This is a genomic window from Sulfurospirillum barnesii SES-3 (genome assembly GCF_000265295.1).
Lineage (GTDB): Bacteria > Campylobacterota > Campylobacteria > Campylobacterales > Sulfurospirillaceae > Sulfurospirillum > Sulfurospirillum barnesii.
Genome location: NC_018002.1, coordinates 1,807,337 through 1,827,599 on the forward strand (window position 1 = coordinate 1,807,337; position 20,263 = coordinate 1,827,599).

At 38.8% G+C, this 20,263-nt stretch carries 18 protein-coding genes; 6 read left to right on the plus strand and 12 right to left on the minus strand.

Annotation, left to right across the window (positions count from 1 at the left end; all coding sequences use genetic code 11):
* Position 1: 1 nt before the first annotated feature.
* Positions 2–802: a 3-deoxy-8-phosphooctulonate synthase gene (gene kdsA / locus SULBA_RS09080; RefSeq protein WP_014769992.1), complete on the minus strand. Its 801-nt coding sequence runs from the start codon at positions 800–802 to the stop codon at positions 2–4.
* A complete protein-coding gene (locus SULBA_RS09085) occupies positions 799–1,704 on the minus strand; it encodes a DMT family transporter (RefSeq protein WP_041671841.1) in 906 nt (301 codons plus the stop codon). The genes kdsA and SULBA_RS09085 overlap by 4 nt, the downstream gene beginning before the upstream one ends.
* 77 nt (positions 1,705–1,781) lie before the next feature.
* Between SULBA_RS09085 and SULBA_RS09090 the strand changes: the two genes are divergently transcribed.
* The 6 genes from SULBA_RS09090 to SULBA_RS09115 are packed head-to-tail and all read left to right on the plus strand — an operon-like array spanning position 1,782 to position 9,441.
* Positions 1,782–2,852: a mechanosensitive ion channel family protein gene (locus SULBA_RS09090; RefSeq protein WP_014769994.1), complete on the plus strand. Its 1,071-nt coding sequence runs from the start codon at positions 1,782–1,784 to the stop codon at positions 2,850–2,852.
* Between the two features lie 47 nt (positions 2,853–2,899).
* Positions 2,900–4,336: a ribosome biogenesis GTPase Der gene (gene der / locus SULBA_RS09095; protein WP_014769995.1), complete on the plus strand. Its 1,437-nt coding sequence runs from the start codon at positions 2,900–2,902 to the stop codon at positions 4,334–4,336.
* Positions 4,337–4,364: 28 nt separating this feature from the next.
* Positions 4,365–4,844 carry a shikimate kinase gene (locus SULBA_RS09100; RefSeq protein WP_041672001.1) on the plus strand — a complete coding sequence of 160 codons (480 nt, stop codon included), beginning with the start codon at positions 4,365–4,367 and terminating at the stop codon, positions 4,842–4,844.
* A gap of 13 nt (positions 4,845–4,857) precedes the next feature.
* Positions 4,858–5,823 (plus strand): tryptophan--tRNA ligase, encoded by a 966-nt coding sequence (gene trpS / locus SULBA_RS09105; protein ID WP_014769997.1) that lies wholly within the window; start codon positions 4,858–4,860, stop codon positions 5,821–5,823.
* Between the two features lie 8 nt (positions 5,824–5,831).
* The gene (gene serS, locus SULBA_RS09110; RefSeq protein WP_014769998.1) at positions 5,832–7,076 is read left to right on the plus strand and encodes a serine--tRNA ligase; all 1,245 of its coding nucleotides are present in this window, start codon (positions 5,832–5,834) and stop codon (positions 7,074–7,076) included.
* A 1-nt stretch (position 7,077) separates the two neighbouring features.
* Positions 7,078–9,441 carry a tetratricopeptide repeat protein gene (locus SULBA_RS09115; RefSeq protein WP_014769999.1) on the plus strand — a complete coding sequence of 788 codons (2,364 nt, stop codon included), beginning with the start codon at positions 7,078–7,080 and terminating at the stop codon, positions 9,439–9,441.
* Positions 9,442–9,475: 34 nt separating this feature from the next.
* Here SULBA_RS09115 and SULBA_RS09120 read toward each other — a convergent pair whose 3' ends face one another.
* The 10 genes from SULBA_RS09120 to SULBA_RS09165 form a co-directional block, all read right to left on the minus strand.
* A complete protein-coding gene (locus tag SULBA_RS09120) occupies positions 9,476–11,035 on the minus strand; it encodes a 2-isopropylmalate synthase (protein ID WP_014770000.1) in 1,560 nt (519 codons plus the stop codon).
* A 208-nt stretch (positions 11,036–11,243) separates the two neighbouring features.
* Entirely contained in the window at positions 11,244–11,978 is a 735-nt protein-coding gene (pssA, locus tag SULBA_RS09125; RefSeq protein WP_014770001.1) for a CDP-diacylglycerol--serine O-phosphatidyltransferase, read from the minus strand.
* The gene (locus SULBA_RS09130) at positions 11,968–12,627 is read right to left on the minus strand and encodes a phosphatidylserine decarboxylase (protein ID WP_014770002.1); all 660 of its coding nucleotides are present in this window, start codon (positions 12,625–12,627) and stop codon (positions 11,968–11,970) included. Before SULBA_RS09130 ends, pssA begins: the two co-directional genes overlap by 11 nt.
* Entirely contained in the window at positions 12,614–14,572 is a 1,959-nt protein-coding gene (ftsH, locus tag SULBA_RS09135; protein ID WP_014770003.1) for an ATP-dependent zinc metalloprotease FtsH, read from the minus strand. Before ftsH ends, SULBA_RS09130 begins: the two co-directional genes overlap by 14 nt.
* On the minus strand, positions 14,573–15,400 hold the full coding sequence (locus SULBA_RS09140) for a 50S ribosomal protein L11 methyltransferase (RefSeq protein ID WP_014770004.1): 828 nt from the start codon (positions 15,398–15,400) through the stop codon (positions 14,573–14,575).
* Between the two features lies 1 nt (position 15,401).
* On the minus strand, positions 15,402–15,767 hold the full coding sequence (locus tag SULBA_RS09145) for a chemotaxis response regulator CheY (protein ID WP_014770005.1): 366 nt from the start codon (positions 15,765–15,767) through the stop codon (positions 15,402–15,404).
* A 67-nt stretch (positions 15,768–15,834) separates the two neighbouring features.
* Complete coding sequence (gene hisA / locus SULBA_RS09150; RefSeq protein WP_014770006.1) at positions 15,835–16,557, minus strand: 1-(5-phosphoribosyl)-5-[(5-phosphoribosylamino)methylideneamino]imidazole-4-carboxamide isomerase; 723 nt, start codon at positions 16,555–16,557, stop codon at positions 15,835–15,837.
* The gene (gene hisH / locus SULBA_RS09155; protein WP_014770007.1) at positions 16,557–17,168 is read right to left on the minus strand and encodes an imidazole glycerol phosphate synthase subunit HisH; all 612 of its coding nucleotides are present in this window, start codon (positions 17,166–17,168) and stop codon (positions 16,557–16,559) included. The genes hisA and hisH overlap by 1 nt, the downstream gene beginning before the upstream one ends.
* Positions 17,165–18,070: a PDC sensor domain-containing protein gene (locus SULBA_RS09160; protein ID WP_014770008.1), complete on the minus strand. Its 906-nt coding sequence runs from the start codon at positions 18,068–18,070 to the stop codon at positions 17,165–17,167. The genes hisH and SULBA_RS09160 overlap by 4 nt, the downstream gene beginning before the upstream one ends.
* A 32-nt stretch (positions 18,071–18,102) precedes the next feature.
* Positions 18,103–20,259: an STT3 domain-containing protein gene (locus tag SULBA_RS09165; RefSeq protein ID WP_014770009.1), complete on the minus strand. Its 2,157-nt coding sequence runs from the start codon at positions 20,257–20,259 to the stop codon at positions 18,103–18,105.
* Positions 20,260–20,263: the final 4 nt, after the last annotated feature.

Consider the following 20,263-nt stretch of genomic DNA (forward strand, 5'->3'; position numbering starts at 1 on the left):
CTTATGCCTTTAAACTCTCTTGAATTGCTTTAATGTCTTTAATCGCCAAAGCCAAATCATCAAGATCTAGCATATTAGGACCATCACACAGCGCTTCGCACGGGCTAAAATGGGTTTCAAAGAAAAAGCCATCGACCCCAACCGCCGCTGCTGCTCGTGAAAGCGGACGGACAAATTCACGTTTTCCACCACTTTTTCCCCCTTCCGCTCCTGGCATTTGCACCGAATGGGTTGCATCAAAAACCACAGGAGCAAATTCTCTCATAATGCCAAAACTGCGCATATCCACCACCAAATTGCCATAGCCAAACGTACTGCCACGCTCGGTCAGCCAAATGCCTGCTTTTTTAGCGGCTTCATAACCCTCTTCCTTGACCCCTCTGGTATCTAAGATTTTTTTAACCGAATAGCGCATATCCGCAGGATTTAGAAACTGCCCTTTTTTAACATTGACCACGCATTTGGTCTGTGCGGCGGCGACTAAAAGGTCGGTCTGGCGACACAAAAACGCTGGGATTTGAAGCACATCAACGACTTCGCCCACAGGCTTTGCTTGAGTATAGTCGTGAATATCGGTTAAAAGTTTGTAGCCAAACTGAGCTCTCACCTCATCTAAAAGTTTCAATCCTTCATCCATTCCTGGACCCCTGAAACTATCGATACTCGTACGATTGGCTTTATCAAAACTGCTTTTAAAATAAAAATCTATGGTTGGATCTTCGTGATACCCTACTAATTTTTCAGCAACCCTAAACAGGTTGTCTCTGCTTTCAATAACACACGGTCCTGCAATTAAAATCACTCTTTCTCCTTTGCTACAATTATTCCGCTTAAAACGACTAAGAGTATACCAAATAGTCCTATAAAATCAGGTAGAGGATCCCCTAAAACCATGCCAATCAGCAAGGAAAAAAAGATAATCGAATACCCAGCAGCCCCCACCACTCCTGCACGGGTTGTGGCAAATGCTTTGGTCATATACACCTGTCCAATCGCCCCTGAAAATCCCATCAACAAGATATAAACCCACGCTATGCCCTGAGGCATCACAAATTGCCCCATCATAAAATCAAACATCGGTGCATGATAGACTTCAGAGATAAGCATAAAGAGTGCAGGAAATATCGTCCCTGTTGAAACAAAGGCTAAGACAATCACACGGGTATCGTACACTTTATTGAGTTCTCTCACACTGGTATACGCCAATGCTGCTCCTAGACCACTAAAAAGCCCAAATAAATCGGTTTTTGAGAGCATCAAACCATTGGGTTTCATCACCAAAACAATGCCTAAAAAACCAATAAAAACAGCCAACCATGCTTTCCATCCCATTTTTTCTCTAAGAAAAAAGAATGCCAAAATAGCAGTAAAAATAGGGGCGGTTCGTGAAAATGTAATAGCATCCGCAAGAGGAATATGAGCAATATTGTAGAAAAAAACCAACATGGATGCAAAACCGATTAAGGCTCTAAAGAGCAACAACCACGGCTTTCCACCCACTTGTTTTAGCGGTAATTTAAAAATGCTTAACGCCACAATGCACATCGTAATACCATTACGAAAAAAGACCACTTCGACTGAGTCCATACTTTGGCTAAGCACCTTGGCAAAAGCACCATCAAACGCAAAACTAAACGAAGAGATCAGCATAAATAAAACACCTTTATTTATCCGACCAATAAATACTCTCACAACGACTCCCATACCTTACAAATAGCGCATCATAATCAATTCTGTGTTAAAATTGGTTGATTGAATTTATTTATTTTACAGGAGAAAGCATGAATCTTGAATTCTTTTTAAACTACACCTTTTTAAAACTTCCCCTTCTTTATCTTGGGCTTTCTCTTCTGTTCTTTTTGAGCGTTGTATGGCTTCGGAATTTTATTGCCAGCGTACTCTTAAAGCCCTTTAAGCTTATAGCACGTCGTAGCAAAGGTACATGGGATGATAAAGTTATTCATGTTCTTGAAGGACCTCTAAAAGTGACGCTTGTCTTTTTTAGCGCATACGGTGCAAGCTCATGGTTACCCTACCCTGCTTTACAACGCTTCATTGATTTAAGCTTTAAAACGTTTCTGACCTTTTTAATTTTTTGGATTTTATACCGACTTGTCAACCGTTTTTCACACCTTTTTATGTTCGTCTCTTCTAAATTTGGTACCGAATTGGACAATGGTATTCAAAACTTCACCATTAAAGCTTTGAGAGTTTTAATTATTGCCCTAGGACTCATGGCAATTTTACAAAAATGGGGCATTAATGTCAGTGCATTTGTTGCTTCTTTGGGGCTGGGAGGATTAGCCTTTGCATTAGCTGCCAAAGATACTGTTGCAAACCTTTTTGGCTCTTTGGTGATCTTTAGTGACAAACCTTTTCAAGTAGGAGATTGGATTGAAATGAGCGGTGTGGAGGGAACCATTGAGGAAATTGGCATTCGCTCCACCAAAATTCGTAACCATGCACAAGCCTTAGTCAGTGTCCCAAATGCAGAAATGGCAAACACCACCATTACCAACTGGTCACGTATGGGAAAACGGCGCATACGCATGCGCATTGGACTCACCTACGCAACAAGTGTTGAACAAATGCAAACCATTGTGCGTGAAATTAAAGCCATGCTTCAAAACCATCCTGAGGTACACCCTGAGGTTATTGTCGTTAATTTTGATGAATTTGAAGCCAGTGCTCTGAGCATTTTACTCAATTTTTTTACCAACACCATTGTCACCGCAGAGTATTTACATGTAAAGCAAGATATTAATTTTAAAATTATGGAGATTGTCGCACACAATGGTGCACAATTTGCCTTCCCGTCTCAGTCGCTTTACGTAGAGAGTTTACCAAAATAACAGCAAACACACGCTATAATCGAATCAATTATATACCAAAGGTTACTATGAAAAAAATTGCTATTATTGGGCTACCCAATGTGGGTAAGAGCTCTCTTTTTAATCGCATTGCAAAACAACGCATCGCCATCACCTCTGATTTTAGCGGAACCACACGTGATATTAAAACGCATAAGGTTTACATTACCGATAAACCCTGCCTTATTTTAGACACAGGGGGGCTTGACAAATCTTCTGAGCTTTTTTTAAATGTTCATAACATGTCGATGGAAGCTTCCAAAAAAGCTGATGTTATCGTCATGGTTGTGGATGGTAAACTTCTGCCGAGTGAAGAAGAAAAAAAGATTTTTTATGCGCTTCAAGGATTAGGTAAACCTATTGCACTCATTATCAACAAAATTGATAATGACAAGGAAATGGAAAGAGCATGGGAATTTGACGAATTTGGAGCGGATCATGTTTTTCCTATCTCCGTATCACATAACCGAGGAGTCAGTGCGCTCTTAGAGTGGATTGGTGAATTTTTACCCGCACCTGAGGGGAGCCCTGCTTCTGAAAGTGAAGAGTCTTTGTGTGATGAAGACGAAGCATGGGAAGAGGATAGTGCTGAAGAAGAGGAAGAGGAGATAGCCAATATCGTTGAGATGGTTGAAGACGTTGGAAATCAGCAGATTAATGTAGCGATTATTGGTCGGGTGAATGTGGGTAAAAGTTCTCTACTCAACGCACTGGTTGGAAAACAAAGAGCCGTCGTTAGCAGCGTGGCTGGAACCACCATTGACCCCGTGGATGAAAGCATTGAGTACAATGAAAAAGTGATTAACTTTGTTGACACCGCTGGACTTCGTCGCCGTGGCAAAATAGAAGGCATCGAAAAATTTGCCCTCATGCGTACCAAAGAGATGCTTGAGCGTGCAAATATTGCCTTGCTTGTCCTAGATTCTAGTGAGCCTTTCTTAGAACTTGATGAACGCATTGCAGGGCTTGTGGAAGAGAACAACCTTGCGTGTATTATCGTTTTAAATAAATGGGATGAAGCGATGGATGACTTCGAAAAAGTCACCGCAGAGGTGCGCCACCGTTTTAAATTTCTCTCTTATGCACCGCTTATTACAGTCTCTGCTAAAAGCAAACAGCGGGTCTCAAAAATCAAAGATATGATTTTAAGCGTGTATGAAAACTATTCTCAACACATACCAACACGACAACTCAATGAAGTCATTCGTGAAGCAACCATCAGGCATCAAATTCCAAGCGACCACTCTAAAGTCGTAAAAATTTACTTTGCAACCCAGTACCAAACCAAACCGCCTCGTATTGCGCTTGTCATGAATAAACCCCGCTCTTTGCACTTTAGCTACAAACGCTACCTTGCCAATAAACTACGTGATGTCTTCAATTTAGAAGGCTCACCTATTTTACTCTACCCTCGTGCAAAGGGAGAGAGAGATAACGAACAGGAAAACAGCGGTGAAGAATCTTAAAAACAAAAATATTGTTCTTATAGGTTTTATGGGTGTTGGCAAAGGAACCATTGCACGAGCACTCATTCAAAAAACAAAACGTATGGGACTTGATACCGATGATGTCATAGAGAGTATGGAAAATCGTAAAATAAAAACCATTTTTGAACAAGAGGGCGAAAGTTATTTTCGAGAATGTGAGAAAAAAACAGCCAAATGGTTGGAAAAAAGTGTTCAAAATACTATTATTTCCACAGGTGGCGGTTTTTTTAAAGTCAGCAATTTAGATAAAATTGGCACCATTATCTATTTACAATCTTCCTTTGATGGGATTATAAAACGTCTTAAAGAACACGAAAATGCTGAACTTAAATTTGCCAAACGCCCTCTTTTAAGCGATGAGGAAAAAGCAAAGGCTCTTTTTCATGAACGTACCGCTTTGTACGAGAAAAAAGCCGATGTTATTATTGATGTTGAAAATAGAAGCGTTAAAGAAATTGTTAAAGAAATAATCAAACACTTACAGTAACAGGATGATGTAGATGAGAGTATTAACAGGAATTCAACCCTCAGGTGCACTGCATATAGGCAACTATTTTGGTGCCATCAAACAGATGATAGACCTTCAAGAAAAAAGTGATTTATTTATTTTTATTGCCAATTATCATGCCCTGACCTCTTTAAAAGATGGTGAGGCCCTTAAAAATAACACCCTAGATGCAGCGATTAATTTTCTCTCTTTGGGCATAGACCCTTCAAAAGTCACCTTTTGGGCACAATCCGATGTCAAAGAGGTGTTGGAGCTTTACTGGATACTCTCAGGCTACACACCAATGGGACTTTTAGAGCGAGCACATAGCTACAAAGATAAAGTCGCAAAAGGTATTGCCGCAAATCACTCCTTATTTTCCTATCCTGTCTTAATGGCAGCAGATATTTTGCTCTACGATTCAGAGGTCATTCCCGTGGGGAAAGACCAAATTCAGCACGTCGAAATTACCCGAGATATTGCCATTAAGTTTAACAATGATTTTGGGGATATTTTCAAAGTACCCGAATTTAAAGTCGATGAAGAGGTCGCCACTGTCCCAGGGCTTGATGGGGCTAAAATGAGTAAAAGCTATGGCAATACCATCGATATCTTCTGCACCGAAAAAGAGCTCAAAAAAGCAACCTCACGCATCGTAACTGACTCAACTCCGATGGAAGAGCCTAAAGATTATCTTACATGTAATGTCTTTGCTTTAGCAAAGCTCTTTTTAGAAAATGACGAAGTAGAAGCGCTCAAAGCACGTTATCAAAAAGGGGGTGAGGGGTATGGCCACTTTAAAGCCTATCTTAACACCCTCATTTGGGACTATTTTGCGCCTGCTCGTGAAAAAAGGGCTTACTATTTGGAAAACAAACAAGAAGTCTTTGCTATTTTAGATGAAGGTGCGAATAAAGCTCGTACGATTGCTCGTGAAAAAATGGCTTCTATTCGTGATTTAGTTGGAATTTACCGTTAAGGAAACGTATGTTAGATATTAAACTGATTCAAAATGATTTTGACGCTGTGGCAACAGCATTACGTAAAAAGAAAGTGGATGAAAGCCTCTTAGAAGAAGTGCGAGCCATCTCTTTGGAGCTTAAATCCGCACGTCTGGTCTTAGAACCCCTCCAAGCCGAGCAAAATGCCAAAAGCAAACTTTTTGGTGTGTATGCCAAAGAAGGAAAAGACGTCAATGCCCTTAAAGCCGAACTCTCAGAGAATAAAGAAAAAATTGCTGAAGCAACCGAGGTTGTAAGAGCGTTAGAAGAAAAGCTTGAAGCACTTGCCACCATCATTCCCAATATGCCCTCCCCTTTAGTACCTGATGGCGAAGATGAAAACGATAATGTGGAACTCAAGCGCGTTCTTGTGCCTAAAACCTTCTCCTTCACACCTAAAGAGCATTGGGACATCGACAGCAAACAAAACTGGATTGACTTTGAGCGTGGCGTGAAGCTTTCCAAAAGCCGTTTTTCCGTCCTCAAAAATGAAGCCGCACGATTGGAGCGTGCTTTAATTAATTACATGCTTGATTTTAACCGAAGTCGAGGTTTTGCTGAAGTAGCGGTTCCTTACATTGTAAACCGTGAAACCTTAATGGGCACAGGTCAACTGCCTAAATTTGAAGATGATTTATTTAAAATTGAGGGCGAAGAGCTTTTTTTGATTCCCACCGCCGAAGTACCCGTGACCAATCTTTTCAGAGATGAGATTTTAAGCAAAGAAGAGCTTCCTCTTAAAATGACCGCCTATTCAGCATGTTTTCGTAAAGAAGCTGGCAGTGCGGGTAAAGACACACGAGGTATGATTCGCCAACACCAATTTGACAAAGTAGAGCTCGTCTGTATCACCACACCTGAGCAAAGTGAAGCGGTGTTTGACGAGATGCTCTCCTGCGCTTCTGATTTGCTGACTTCCCTAGGACTCCCTCACCGTCACTTGATGCTTTGTGGTGGCGACTTAGGGTTTAGTGCGGCAAAAACCGTGGATTTGGAAGTGTGGCTCCCTGGGCAAAACCGCTACCGTGAAATCAGTTCTGTGTCCAACACCTTTGATTTTCAAGCCAGACGTGCGAAAATAAGATTCAAAGATGAGGGTAAAAACCGCTTGGTTCACACCCTTAATGGCTCTTCTCTTGCCGTTGGAAGAACACTCATTGCCATTATGGAAAACTACCAAAATGAAGATGGCACCGTGTCCATCCCTGACGTTTTGAAAAAGTACATGTAAGATGGCAGAAGAAGAAGTTATCATCCTTGAAGCAGATGATGCTTCATCAAAGGATGAAGAATCATTTGCACCCATTGAAGAAGAACATGAAGATGGTGAAATCACCCCTTCATACGTTGTGCCCATCAACAATGAAGCGTCTACACATGAAAAAACAAAAAAAAAGTTACTGTTCTTACTCATCGCAGGGGTCGTGATTCTTCTTGGAATCAGTGTCGCACTTCTTCTTATCTTTAGTACAAAGAAAAATCCTCCTATTGCTCCTGTTATTACCCAGAAGACAGAAGAAAAACCCATACAAAAAGAACAATTCTCTCCCTCAAAAATTGATACCATGATTAAAAAAGCGCACCTTCTCTACGAACAAGGCAATAAAGAAGAAGCACTAAAAATTTATGAAAAAATTGCAACCTTTAACGAATCTATCTCTTACTATAACATCGGTGTAGCAAAATTAAAAGAACAGAATTTTCCTGAGGCTCTTGATGCCTTTAAAAAAGCGATTCAAAATAAAGAACATCGCTGTATCAGCGCAATCAATGCAGCCGTATGCGCTTTGGAGATGAAAGATGATGCGCTTTTTACGTATTACATTGATTTAGCCTTTGCCTATCTCCCCGAAGAGAGCAATGCTCCTTTATATTCGTATTATGTAGGCTTAGTGCATTATTATAAAAACTTTTACTACGAAGCTTTAAGTGCTCTTCGCCACCCAGAAATGGAATTTTATAAGGAAGACCAAACCTATCTCGCATCAAAAATTCTAGGCTCACTGCAATACAATAGCCTTTCTCTTTCAACGCTTGAGTCCATTAAACAAGAAAGTGATCATTTTACATTGGGTCTTTTATACGCTAAAACGGGCGATTATCAAACCGCACGAACGTATTTACTCAAAGCTTCGCAGTACAATCCAACACAAACAAAAATAAAAATTGCCTTGGCATTGGTCGAAAATAAACTAGGCAATTTAGGCAACAGCGCCACACTTATTCGGGATGTTTACAATGTCAACTCAACAGATACAAAACCCATTTACGGCATTCATACGATTTTAAAACCTTCACTGTTTGATATTCAAAGTGCACAAGCCGAATTTGAGAAAGAACTTTTTTTTAACAATGAAAACACCTATAATCTTCTGTTCTATTATGCACCGTATAAAGTGTTTGATGCCAAACAAACCATTGATTATATCCGCAAAGGGAGTATGAATATTTTTATTGATGAGATAGGGCCTGCCCTTTCGTATTTAAAAGCAAGCTCAACCATTTCAAAAGTAAACATTGCCATCAGTCAAGGGATTAAAAAAGCTCTTGATTTTCACGTTTATGAAGCCAATGCTATTTTTGTTCAAATGGTAGAGACCTATCCAAATCACTCTATTTTACACTACAATCTTGCCCTCACCTATGCACAAATGGGTGATTACGCCAACGCCTATAAAAACTTTTCAAAAAGTTATCATCTGGATAATAGCAACTATCTTGCAGGTGTTTTTGCACTCATGAGTGGAAAATTGATTGGAAGAGATATTACAAAACTTTCAGAAGATGTAAAAGATAGCCTCAATAAAAATACAAACCTCGAGAAAGAAAACCTCTATATTTCATTGATTTATCTTACGGATGGGAATCATTTTTCACTCACACGTTGGCTTGAATTAGAAAAAGATGACACTCCCCTTAGCCTTGTGTTAAATATTATTGCTGCACAAAAACTCCACAATGAACGCATGTATCATCTTGGTTCGCAAAAATTGCAAACGCTCTTGCCTAAAGATATTATGGCAAATATCATTGCCTTTAATGTGAAACACAATAAAAAAGCAATCAAAACCTATGCAAAAGAGATTCAAATGGAGTTTAACCAACTTCCCCTGGATTATGATGCCTTTTATTATGGACCTAATATTGTTAAAGAGCAGTATGTTAAATTGCTTCAAATTGGAGGTTTGGTGCATCAAAAACGTGATGGGGTTCGGGCTAAAATGGAAGAAGAACAAGAGGATATTCCTTCCATCATGCAAACACTCGCATTTATGGAAATTTATGCGAATCGTTTTGAAGAGGCTTTTACACTTTACAATAAACTCATAGATGATTATCAAAAAAGAGATACCCATACCATTTTTTTAGCCTCTGTTGCAGCTATTGGTGCAGGGCACAGTGAAAATGCTATCGCATTGCTTGAGCTCTCAAAACTAACCGATCCGAGCAATGCTGAAAGTCGCTACGCACTAGGACTTTTGTATCAAGAAATTGGAAACTTTGAAGCAGCAAGTGTGCAATACCGAAGTATTGGTAATAGCGGATTTAGTTCACGTTATTTTAGTTTTAATATCATGAAATCAGCTTACATGTAAAGAGAAAACGCCTCTTTACATGTAAAGCAATCAATTAGATGCCTTCTTGCTCTATCTTTTGAACATTTCTAAGACGCTCTTTCATTGACATGTAGCTATTAAGCGCACCAATGTACGCTTTTGCCGTTGCTAACATGGTATCAACGCTGAGTCCATGCCCCATAATAGCAGGCTTGCTCTCATCAAAGACCACCTTAACCAAAACACGTGCCATCGCATCTTTACCTTGCGAAACGGCGTCTACTTTATAATCTTTAAGCTCGCCGCTCACACCACACACCCGATCAATGACTTTAAAGATCGCATCCATTGTGCCATTGCCAATGGCGGCATCGGTGATCTCTTTACCATCATGCAAAATAGTCACCGCAGCACTTGGGACACCGCCCGGTGCACAATCAGAAAGTTGTAAACGTAACAAATCAAATACTTGAGGAATCTTGGTAATCTCCTCAGCCACTAACGCACGTAAATCATCATCAAAAATCTCTTTTTTCTGATCGGCTAGAATTTTAAAACGATCAAACGCCTCATTAATCTCTTCATCTTTAAGCTCATATCCAAGCGTACATAATTTATCTTTAAACGCATGGCGGCCTGAGTGTTTTCCAAGTACAATTGAGTTTTTATCCAAACCAATGTCTTTGGCGCTCATAATTTCATAGGTTTGGGTGTGTTTTAACACACCATCTTGATGGATACCACTCTCATGCGAGAAGGCATTTTTACCCACAATCGCCTTGTTCGGTTGAGGCTCAATACCCGTAATCGATGAAACGAGCTTACTCGTTGGATAAATCTCTTTAATGTTAATGTTTGTCTCGTAGCCACTGAAATGATCTTTACGGGTACGAAGCGCCATCACGATCTCTTCTAACGCCGCATTCCCAGCACGCTCACCCAAGCCATTGATCGTACACTCCACTTGACGTGCACCATTTTCAATACATGCCAAAGAGTTTGCCACAGCAAGACCTAAGTCGTTATGATTGTGCACGGAGATAATCGCTCTCTCACCCACAAAATCAGACAACGATTTGATGATAGCCCCCATCTCTGTGGGTAAGCGGTATCCAACCGTATCAGGGATATTCAGCGTTGTAGCACCCGCATTAATTACCGCATCTAAAATCTCTTTCATAAAACTCACATCGCTTCGTCCTGCATCTTCACAGCTAAACTCAACATCCTCACAAAATGTCTTAGCATACTGCACGGCTTCCACTGCTTTTTTGATCACTTGTTCGGGCGTCATTTTAAGTTTGTATTCCATATGAATCGAACTGGTTGCGATAAACGTATGAATGCGGTTCATCTTCGCTTTGGCAACCGCCTCACCTGCTGCTTTAATATCTTTTTCCAACGCACGAGCAAGCGAACACACACGACTCTTACTAACTGCCTCAGCAATACGAGAAATCGCATCAAAATCCCCAGGGCTCGCCGCAGCAAATCCCGCTTCAATGACATCAACGCCTAGCTTTTGTAATTGTAAAGCAATCTGAATTTTCTCTTCCGTGTTCATGGAAGCACCAGGACTTTGCTCACCATCTCGTAATGTCGTATCAAAAATTATAATTTTATTGTTCTTCATTGTTGTTCCTTAGGTATATTTTCGTTAAGTAATGTTAAAAAAATGAAAAAAGAATTAGAGGCAGAGGAGGTGTTGCAGGAGAGCGTTTTTAATCTCTATTTTGGGTAAAATTTTGATTGATTTGATAATGCCTATATCAACGCTATTCATCGCTTCTCCTTTCAAATGCTTGAGGCAAAGGAAACACCTTCGCCTCAAAGTTGCTATATTATACTAAATTTTTATGGAATTTGGCAACGCAAAAAGTATACACCCCTCGCACTAATCCATACCCTAAGTATAGGGTAATCAATGCTGTACCCGCTTCAATAGGATAGACATACAAGAAAGAAAAAAGGATAACAAGGTAGACTAAACTTTTAGTCAAATGAGCCTTTTTTAAATCAATTTTCTTAAAACTAGGATAACGAATATTACTGACCATTAAAAATGAAAGCAACCCAATACCCACTAACAATACCCATTCAATTCCTTTGAGCACACTGTATTCGCCATAGAACAATATCCACATAGCAAGAACAACCGCTGCGGTAGGAATAGGTACACCAATAAATACTGAAGGCTCATTGACCCCAATCATCACATTAAAACGTGCCAATCGAATAGCCCCAAAAACCACATACATCGCACATAATAAAAAGCCGATTTTGCCGTACATATGCCCAACACTAAAATAAAAAAGCATCGCAGGAGCAACCCCAAAAGCAACAATATCAGCCAAAGAATCAAACTCCGCTCCAAATTGGCTTGTCGTATTCGTTAATCGAGCAACCCTTCCATCAAGCCCATCAAAAATCAAAGAAAGTAAAATATAAATAGCAGCCTTTTCAAATTGTCCACTTGCCGAACACAAAATACTAATAACTCCCAAAAAGGCACTAGCTGCAGTAAAAAGATTGGGGAAGATATAGATTAACTGAAATTTGTTACCACTATTTGGCATGAGTATCCTTATGGGAGAGATAACCTAAAACACTTTGACCGCTTATAACTTTATGATTCAACGAGACTTTAATGCGTACATCTAATGGTAATAACAATGCAACTTCACCCTCTCTTAAAAATCCAAAACGCTCGTTGGCTTTAACCAATCCATCTTTTTTAAAATAAATAATTTTTTGACTAAAACGCCCTGCACTTACAACTATTTTAAAGGAGCTAAATTGACTTTTACATGTAAAAGTTTTTCGCTCACACAATGATGAAAAGAGAGATGAAGAACTCGACATAAAAAGACCAAAACGATTTTTAACCTCTTGAATTTCCATACCTACAGGTGCACGAAGAAGACCTACATCAAAAAGTGATTTTCGAATGACCACACATAAAGCTTCACTACCGTCTTTTAAATCGACTTTTGAAATCTTGGTTACCGTCCCATCAATAGGAGCTAATAAACACCGCTCATCACTCTCTTCTGCAATACGTTCTGGATTTCGATAGACAAAAGCTGTAGCAAGAAAAAAAACAAAAAAAAGCCACGGTAAAAAAGACAGAGCATACGAAAGAAGGAAAACCATAAACGCAAAAACAATCTGGTTCCATCCCTCTTTCGCAATAAAATGCGTACGTGTATAATTAGTTTGCATCATTATTAGTTAAGCTCTCATTTAAAGAAACGACTTTTTCTGTGTTTGGATCAATATTAAACTCTTGTTCATACGCTTTAATAATCTCTCTTAATTGCTCACCATCCATGCTTTCAACCTCAGTTAGTTTAACAACAATTCGTTCAATACATTCACGGTACTCTTCTAAACGTGCCTTTACAATTTCATAACGTTCTTGCAATGCTTTTTTAATATGTTCATCCAGCTTTTCAGCCATTTTATCACTGTAATCTTTGGTTGTTCCACCGTTTAAGAAAGTATTACGCTGTTTTTCAAGAACCATTAACCCAGCCACATCGCTCATACCATAAATACTAACCATCGCTTTAATAATATCTGTTGCACGCTCTAAATCATTGCCAGCACCGGTTGAAATTTCACCTAAAAAGACATCTTCAGCAGCTCGCCCACCTAAGAGAACATCTACTTCAGCGATGAGCTCGTGTTTTTGCATCAAAAATTTATTCTCTTCAGGTGTGTTAAGTGTATATCCAAGAGCTGCAAGACCTCTAGGAATAATAGAGACTTTTGAGACTTTTTTGGCACCTTTTGTTGTTTCTGCTATCAGAGCATGACCACTCTCATGATACGCAACAATACGTTTTTCTTTAGGATTAATACGACGACTTTTCTTCTCAAGTCCAGCAATAGCTCTCTCCACTGCTTCTACAAGATCAATCTGTTCTACATGTGATTTATTTTTACGTCCACCTAAAAGTGCAGCTTCATTAATAATATTCGCTAAATCAGCCCCTGCTAGGCCTGCTGTTAAACGAGCAATCTCTTCAAGGTCAATATTTTTATCTAATTTGATATCCGCACTATGTACTTTTAAAATATCTTTTCTACCTTGAAAATCAGGTTTATCAACCAAAACTTGTCTATCAAAACGGCCTGGTCTTAAAAGCGCAGCATCCAAGACTTCGGGACGGTTCGTTGCAGCTAAAACAATAACAGGTGATTTATCAGAGCTAAAACCGTCCATCTCCGCAAGCAGTTGATTGAGGGTTTGTTCTCTCTCATCATTCCCACCCATCATACCGTTTGCGGCTCTGCTTTTACCAATCGCATCAATCTCATCAATAAAGACAATCGCAGGCGCTTCTTTTTTAGCATTTTCGAATAAATCTCTTACACGACTTGCACCCACACCTACAAACATTTCAATGAAGCTTGAGCCTGAAACCGAGAAAAATGGTACACTTGCCTCACCTGCCACCGCTTTGGCAAGCAAAGTTTTACCCGTACCAGGAGGGCCCACCAATAGAACGCCTTTCGGAATTTTTGCACCCAAACTCATATAGCGATCAGGGAATTTAAGAAAATCAACAATCTCTTTGACCTCTTCTTTTGCCTCTTCAACGCCAGCAACATCTTCAAATTTCACCTTTGGTTTTTCTGAGTTAACCAGTTTCTTACTACTCCCCATTCCAAGGATACCGCCACCCATATTTTTTTGCATTTTGTTTGCTAAAAACATCCAAATACCAAAAAAGACAAAAACAGGGAGTACCCATGAAAAAAGTATCTCTGTTAAAATATTGGTCTCGTTATAGCCACCATATCCCACTTTTTTCTCATCCATTAGAGGAATAAAGGTACTATCCTCACCCACTTTTTTAACCATATAAACAGTTTTTTGTGTACCTGCGGTTGAAAACGCTTTAATGGTTGTTTGACCAATCGCTACATAATTAATTTGACCATTTTTAATCAACTCTTTTAGTTCATAATAACTGATATTTTTCGTTGCACTGTTTTGTGTTCCAAAATTTGCATCCATACTGTTCTCTGACATAGATGTAAAATTTTTAAACACTAAAATAACAATGATGGAAAAAATTGCAAACATTAAAAGCGGATTTTGATTAAAAAAATTGTTTTTCTTTTCGTTTTTGTTATCTCTATTTTGGTTATTCTGAGCCATCTAATTCCTTTTTAATACGAGTGTAAACCACTCCTCTTTTTGAAATCTTTCAACCAATGTCATGGATGAAAACTTATTTTCTACCTTATCAACATACTTATCTAAAATACCAGAGAGAATGAGATAGCCTCCCTCTTTAACTGCTTGTTTTAAATCACTCGATAACATAATTAGTACATCAGCAATAATATTGGCGATAACAACGTCGTATTCACCCGTGCGTTTTTGAACAGAGCCTGTCCATAATGTTTCATACACTTCATCATTGAGTTCAAAATTTTCTTTAGCACTGTGTGTTGCTTGTTCATCGGTGTCACACAAATCAACTATGGCACCACATTTACGTGCAGCAATACTCAAAATACCGCTACCACACCCCACATCTAAGAGCCTTGTTCCCTCTTTAACATACTTTTGTAGCAACAATAAACAACCATAGGTAGTTTCATGATGTCCAGAACCAAAAGCAAGTGCTGGGTCAATAATAATATTTTTTTTATTGTTTTCTTGCGGAATCCAGCTAGGGCGAATATAAAAATCGCCTACATGTAAAGGTTGAATAGAATTTCGATAATTAGCGATCCAATCTTCATTCTCTTTAACATACTGTGCAATATCAACATGAATCGTCTTACGAAGAAGCTTTGAGAGTTCTTCTGCAAATGTCTCTATCCCAAAACGGAGCATAGACAAATCCTCTTCGCTTCGCACAATTAAAGTTCCATTTAACTCTTCAACAGCCTCATCATTAAGACTCATTATCATATCAAGAAAAAGTGGGTACTCTCCACTTGGGGTTATATGAAGTTCATTATAGGTTTTATTCATCTTAACCTAAAACATCCTCAAGTTTTTCTTTAAGTACCTGTGGTGTAAAAGGCTTCACAATGTAGTTATTAACACCTGCTTTAAGTGCTGTGATTACTTCCGCTTTGCCACCCTCTGTTGTTACCATAATAATAGGCATACTTTCATATTTTTTCTCGGCTCTTACCTTACGGACCAAATCCAATCCATTCATTTCAGGCATGTTCCAATCGGTGATTAAAACATTGATATCAGGTGTACGCTCCATAATTTGCCAGGCTTCAACACCATGTTCTGCTTCCAAAACATCGTCATATCCTAGTCTCTGTAAGGTATTTTTTATTATACGGCGCATTGTTGAGCTATCGTCTACTACAAGCAGCTTCAATGTCACTCCTTTATTTTTAAGTTATGGCTTTACTCTTAATTCTAACTAACTTTAGTTTGAACTTAGATTAAAACATGTTTTTAGCGAGAAAAGCGAATGCTTCAGGCAAATCTAACGTCCCCTCATAAAAGGCTTTTCCAACAATGACTCCTGAGATTTTTTGACTCTCTTTCAGCGCTATTATATCGTCTAAATTTTTTAATCCTCCACTTGCTATGGTGGCAATGCCTGAAGCTTCTGCAATTGAGAGTGTAAAGTCTACATTTACCCCACTGAGCATCCCATCTCGTCCCACATCCGTACAGATGATCGCTTCCACGCCTGCATCGGCAAAAGCACGGGCCAAATCGGTTGCTTTCATTGTCGATTTTTCTGCCCACCCTTCAACAGCGACATACCCATCAATCGCATCAATACCCACGACAATACGATATTTTTGTGCCATCTCTTTTACAAAAGAAGGATTTTTCAACGCAATAGAGCCTAAGATAATTCTATCAATTCCTAAATCAACATACCTTCGAATGGTTTCTTCATCCCGAATACCCCCACCTAATTCTAGCTTTAAGTGGCAATTTTGACGAATTTTTTCTATCTGTTCAAGGTTTTTTGGCTCGCCTGCAAAAGCACCGTTTAAATCGACTAAATGCACCCAAGATGAGCCCATTTCTTCAAACTTTTTGGCAACTTCCCATGGTTCATCCGAGTAAATTTTAGCACTTTGCATTAAACCTTTTGTTAATCTAACAGCTTGCCCATCTTTTAAATCAATTGCTGGTAAAATTTCCATCATAACTCCACAAAATTCTTTAAAATTTTCAAGCCATTTTCATGTGATTTTTCAGGGTGTGGCTGAAACCCATACACGTTATCTTTCTGTACAGCACTAGGAAATTCATACCCGTACATGGTCTTGCCAATCCTATATTTTTCATCACAGTGCGTATGAAAACTATGCACAAAATAGAGATAAAATGACTCTGGCATACCTTTAAACAAATCAGATTTTTGTGTCACATACAAGGTATTCCACCCCATATGTGGAATCTTAAGACGTTTATGAAATAAAGACGTATCAAAAGCAACAATCTCACCTTCAATAAGACCTAGTCCTTTACTTTTCCCAAACTCCACGCTACTCTCAAAAAGGAGTTGCATCCCAAGGCAAATACCCAAAAGAGGTTTTCCAGAAGAAGCAAAGGCACCAATTGCTTCGTCCATGCCTCGCTCTTTCAAGCAGTGCATAGCATCTTTAAAAGCACCCACTCCTGGCAAAATAATCTTATCGCATTGAGCAATATCCTCTGCAGTTCTAATAACACTCACTTCCGTGCCTAGCTTTTCAAAAGCATTACTTACACTGCGAAGGTTCCCCATATTGTAATCAATTAAACCAATCATTCATCTCTCTTTTGTGAAATTGCTTTCAAATAAAATGCCAATCCAAATAATAACAAGGTAACACCCCCAATAAGATAAACAGCATTTAAAATATGCGCAGAATCTATAATGGCGTATTTAAAAACTAACATTAAGGCTTCAATAGCAAGAGCAATAATAATCGAGCCCAAAAAGCGTACCATCGTTTTATGGATACCCGAACTTTCATCACGTTCATGACGCCCTAATACTTCTTCTTCAAAAATGGTTTTCACTAAATCAAAAATAGCTAAAGAGAGCGTAATGAGAATGGTCGATTGAAACATTGCCTCAATATCCAAAAGATTAAAGGCAAGACCATGGGTGAAAAGACTGCGCAAACCATTGAACAAAAGTAACATGGCTATGGCTAACAAAGAGAGCGAAAAAATCGAGTAAATCAATTGAGAACTTTTACCAAAATAAGATTGTAGTGATGAGGGGTGTGCAATTTTTAAAATATGTTCTAAAGAGACGTCAATACAGGCAATGTAGTGTAAACTTCCTTCATTATCATAAATAGGATACGAAGCAGTCACCGTCAAATCATTTGTCAATGTTGAGGGATACGGATCACTTAAAACACAACGCTTTTCACGTACCGCACGATAATAATATGACTTAGCACTACGATTTTGCCCTAAACCGCCTTTTTTTCGAGGATCATCGGTAATATTGTTAATCACCTGTTCACCTCGATGATCGAGCAAATAAAGTGCTTCAAACTCTTCCACTTCATGCACAATCTTGTCTAAGCTTGCACTAATCACATCAATGTTTGGCTCAGGCATACGATTAGGAATATTACGGGTAAAAAGATAACACAAATATGCCCGTGCTCGTGTTCGTACTTCAGAAAACTGTTGAATTTCACGAATAATCATCTTTACACACCTTTTCTTTTTGCCTATTTTAGCTAAATTTTTAGCTTATACACTTTAGCATAAGCTTCTAAACTGATTGGCTCGAAAAAGCGCTCATCGTAATTTTCCAAAACAAACATTTGGATATACAATGAATTTAGCATGGCTTCGTCCACAATTAAAAATGTGTTATACGCTTGCATGTAAATAATTGAGAATACTCCGTTTACATGTAAAGTGTTGTGCACTTTAGAAAACTTCATCTCAGGAGTATACGATGTTTGAATAAACTGTTTAACCATAACCTCTTGTGCACCTATTTTTAGGGTACCCTTTGCTTTATCAAATACAATTCCATTGCCAAAATGCAGCAGTGCCCCCTCATCTTTAAAGCGACTACTCTCAAAAAAGAAAGGCTCTTTAGCTGTTTTACCACTCATGACATCAATATTGCTAAATTGTGCCACTGTTGGAAAAATATGTATCATTCGATACGGCAAATAAAAATAAATATCCCGTGTTTTTTCGGGTAAAACAAGAGGTGTTTGTAAAGCATCTAAAAAATCATTGGCATCCCTAAAGCCATAATCTAAAGTCATTTTGGCGGTATTATTGACAAGTTTTACTTTCTCTTTTTTAGATTTTTTCGTGTTAGACTCTTCTAAACTAAATGCTTTTTCCGTATATTCCACTTCTAAACGTGCCAATCGAGCGGCTGATTCCATAGAATTTGTGAGCATAAAACTGACAGGAAAATTGACCTCTCCGCTGTGCTTTCCCCCATCAATCAGTGTTTTAACATCGCTGTAATAACGAAGGGGGTACCCATAATCCCACCATGTCACGATATAATCTTCTCGTTGCACCTGAGATTTTAACATATCTAGTTGCGCGACTTCTGTTTGATTAAAAACAGTAGGAACACGATAATTCATTACATGTAAAAGATTGGGATACAAAATACCTAAACTAGCAAGAATCACAAAGCTCGATTTTACAATGCTCCCTACCCGATCATTCACAAAAGAAGTCATGATAAATTCACTACATGTAAAGAGTAAATACGCCACACCCAACGCACACACAGGAACCGCATAAATGGTAAATCGAAGACCACCCCAAAGCGCTAAAAAACCCAGTCCTAAAAGAGGTAAGGCTAAAAACATCACAGGGTAACGCTTCAGAAGCAATCCATACCCAACAAGAGATAAAATAAATGTCACCGTATGTCCACTGATACGCTCCGCAAAAACACTAAAAGGAATCTGCCCTGCTTCACGAATGGTTTGCATGACCGAAAAGAAATGAAGAGAGAGTTCTGCATCGGCTACTTCAATAGCATCTTTAAACACATAGCCTTTGAGTTGTACCCAAATAGGCTCAAACCCTCCACTTAGAAAAAAAAGTGCAATAGCAACTGCCAAAATACCATAGGTATACTTTTGAAATTTTTCTTGCTTAAAGAGCCAATACACACCCATGACAATACCACTACGAATCAGAGCATCCAATCCCATCATTGCAAAAAGCATTATGGCTAAAAGCTGGTAATAAAAAATATTTTTGCGCTGAAAAATAAGCATATAAAGCAAAATTAACCCAAAAAAAGCAAACTCTAACGAATAACTTTGCGGATACCACCAACGATACGCAATAATTTCTATAGCTGTAATAATAAGATATTTTTCTTCTTGCGTGCGAAAAGCCAAAATCAATGACCACACTAAAAATGTTGGGAACACAATCGTCAGCATATCCGTATCGTAATATCCCACCATAGTACGATTGTAATAACTCACGGCAATAGAGCCTAAAAGAGCAGCTAAGAATCCCACTTCTATCATTTTAAGATTGTGAGCGATGAGAATGAGAGGAATGACAATGAGCGAGCCCAAAATAGCAGGCATATAAAAAATAATACTCTCAAACGAAAAAGGCAAAAGCTTAACAGCCACATACGTCAACCACGCAGGTGCTGAGTCAATGGGAGAGAGGTCGTACTTTTGAGAAATGCTACTGAGCAAGTCTCTAGCCCCTTCCGCCCAATAGTATCCATCGTTGGTATTGATCATAAACTGACCTGCAAATGTAAACGCTTCATAGTCATTAAATTGATAGACCCAAATAAGACGGACCACAAAGCTAAATAAAAACGCAATACTACTAAAAATAAAAAGATTTAAATATGAAAAACGTGACATTTTATGCATACAC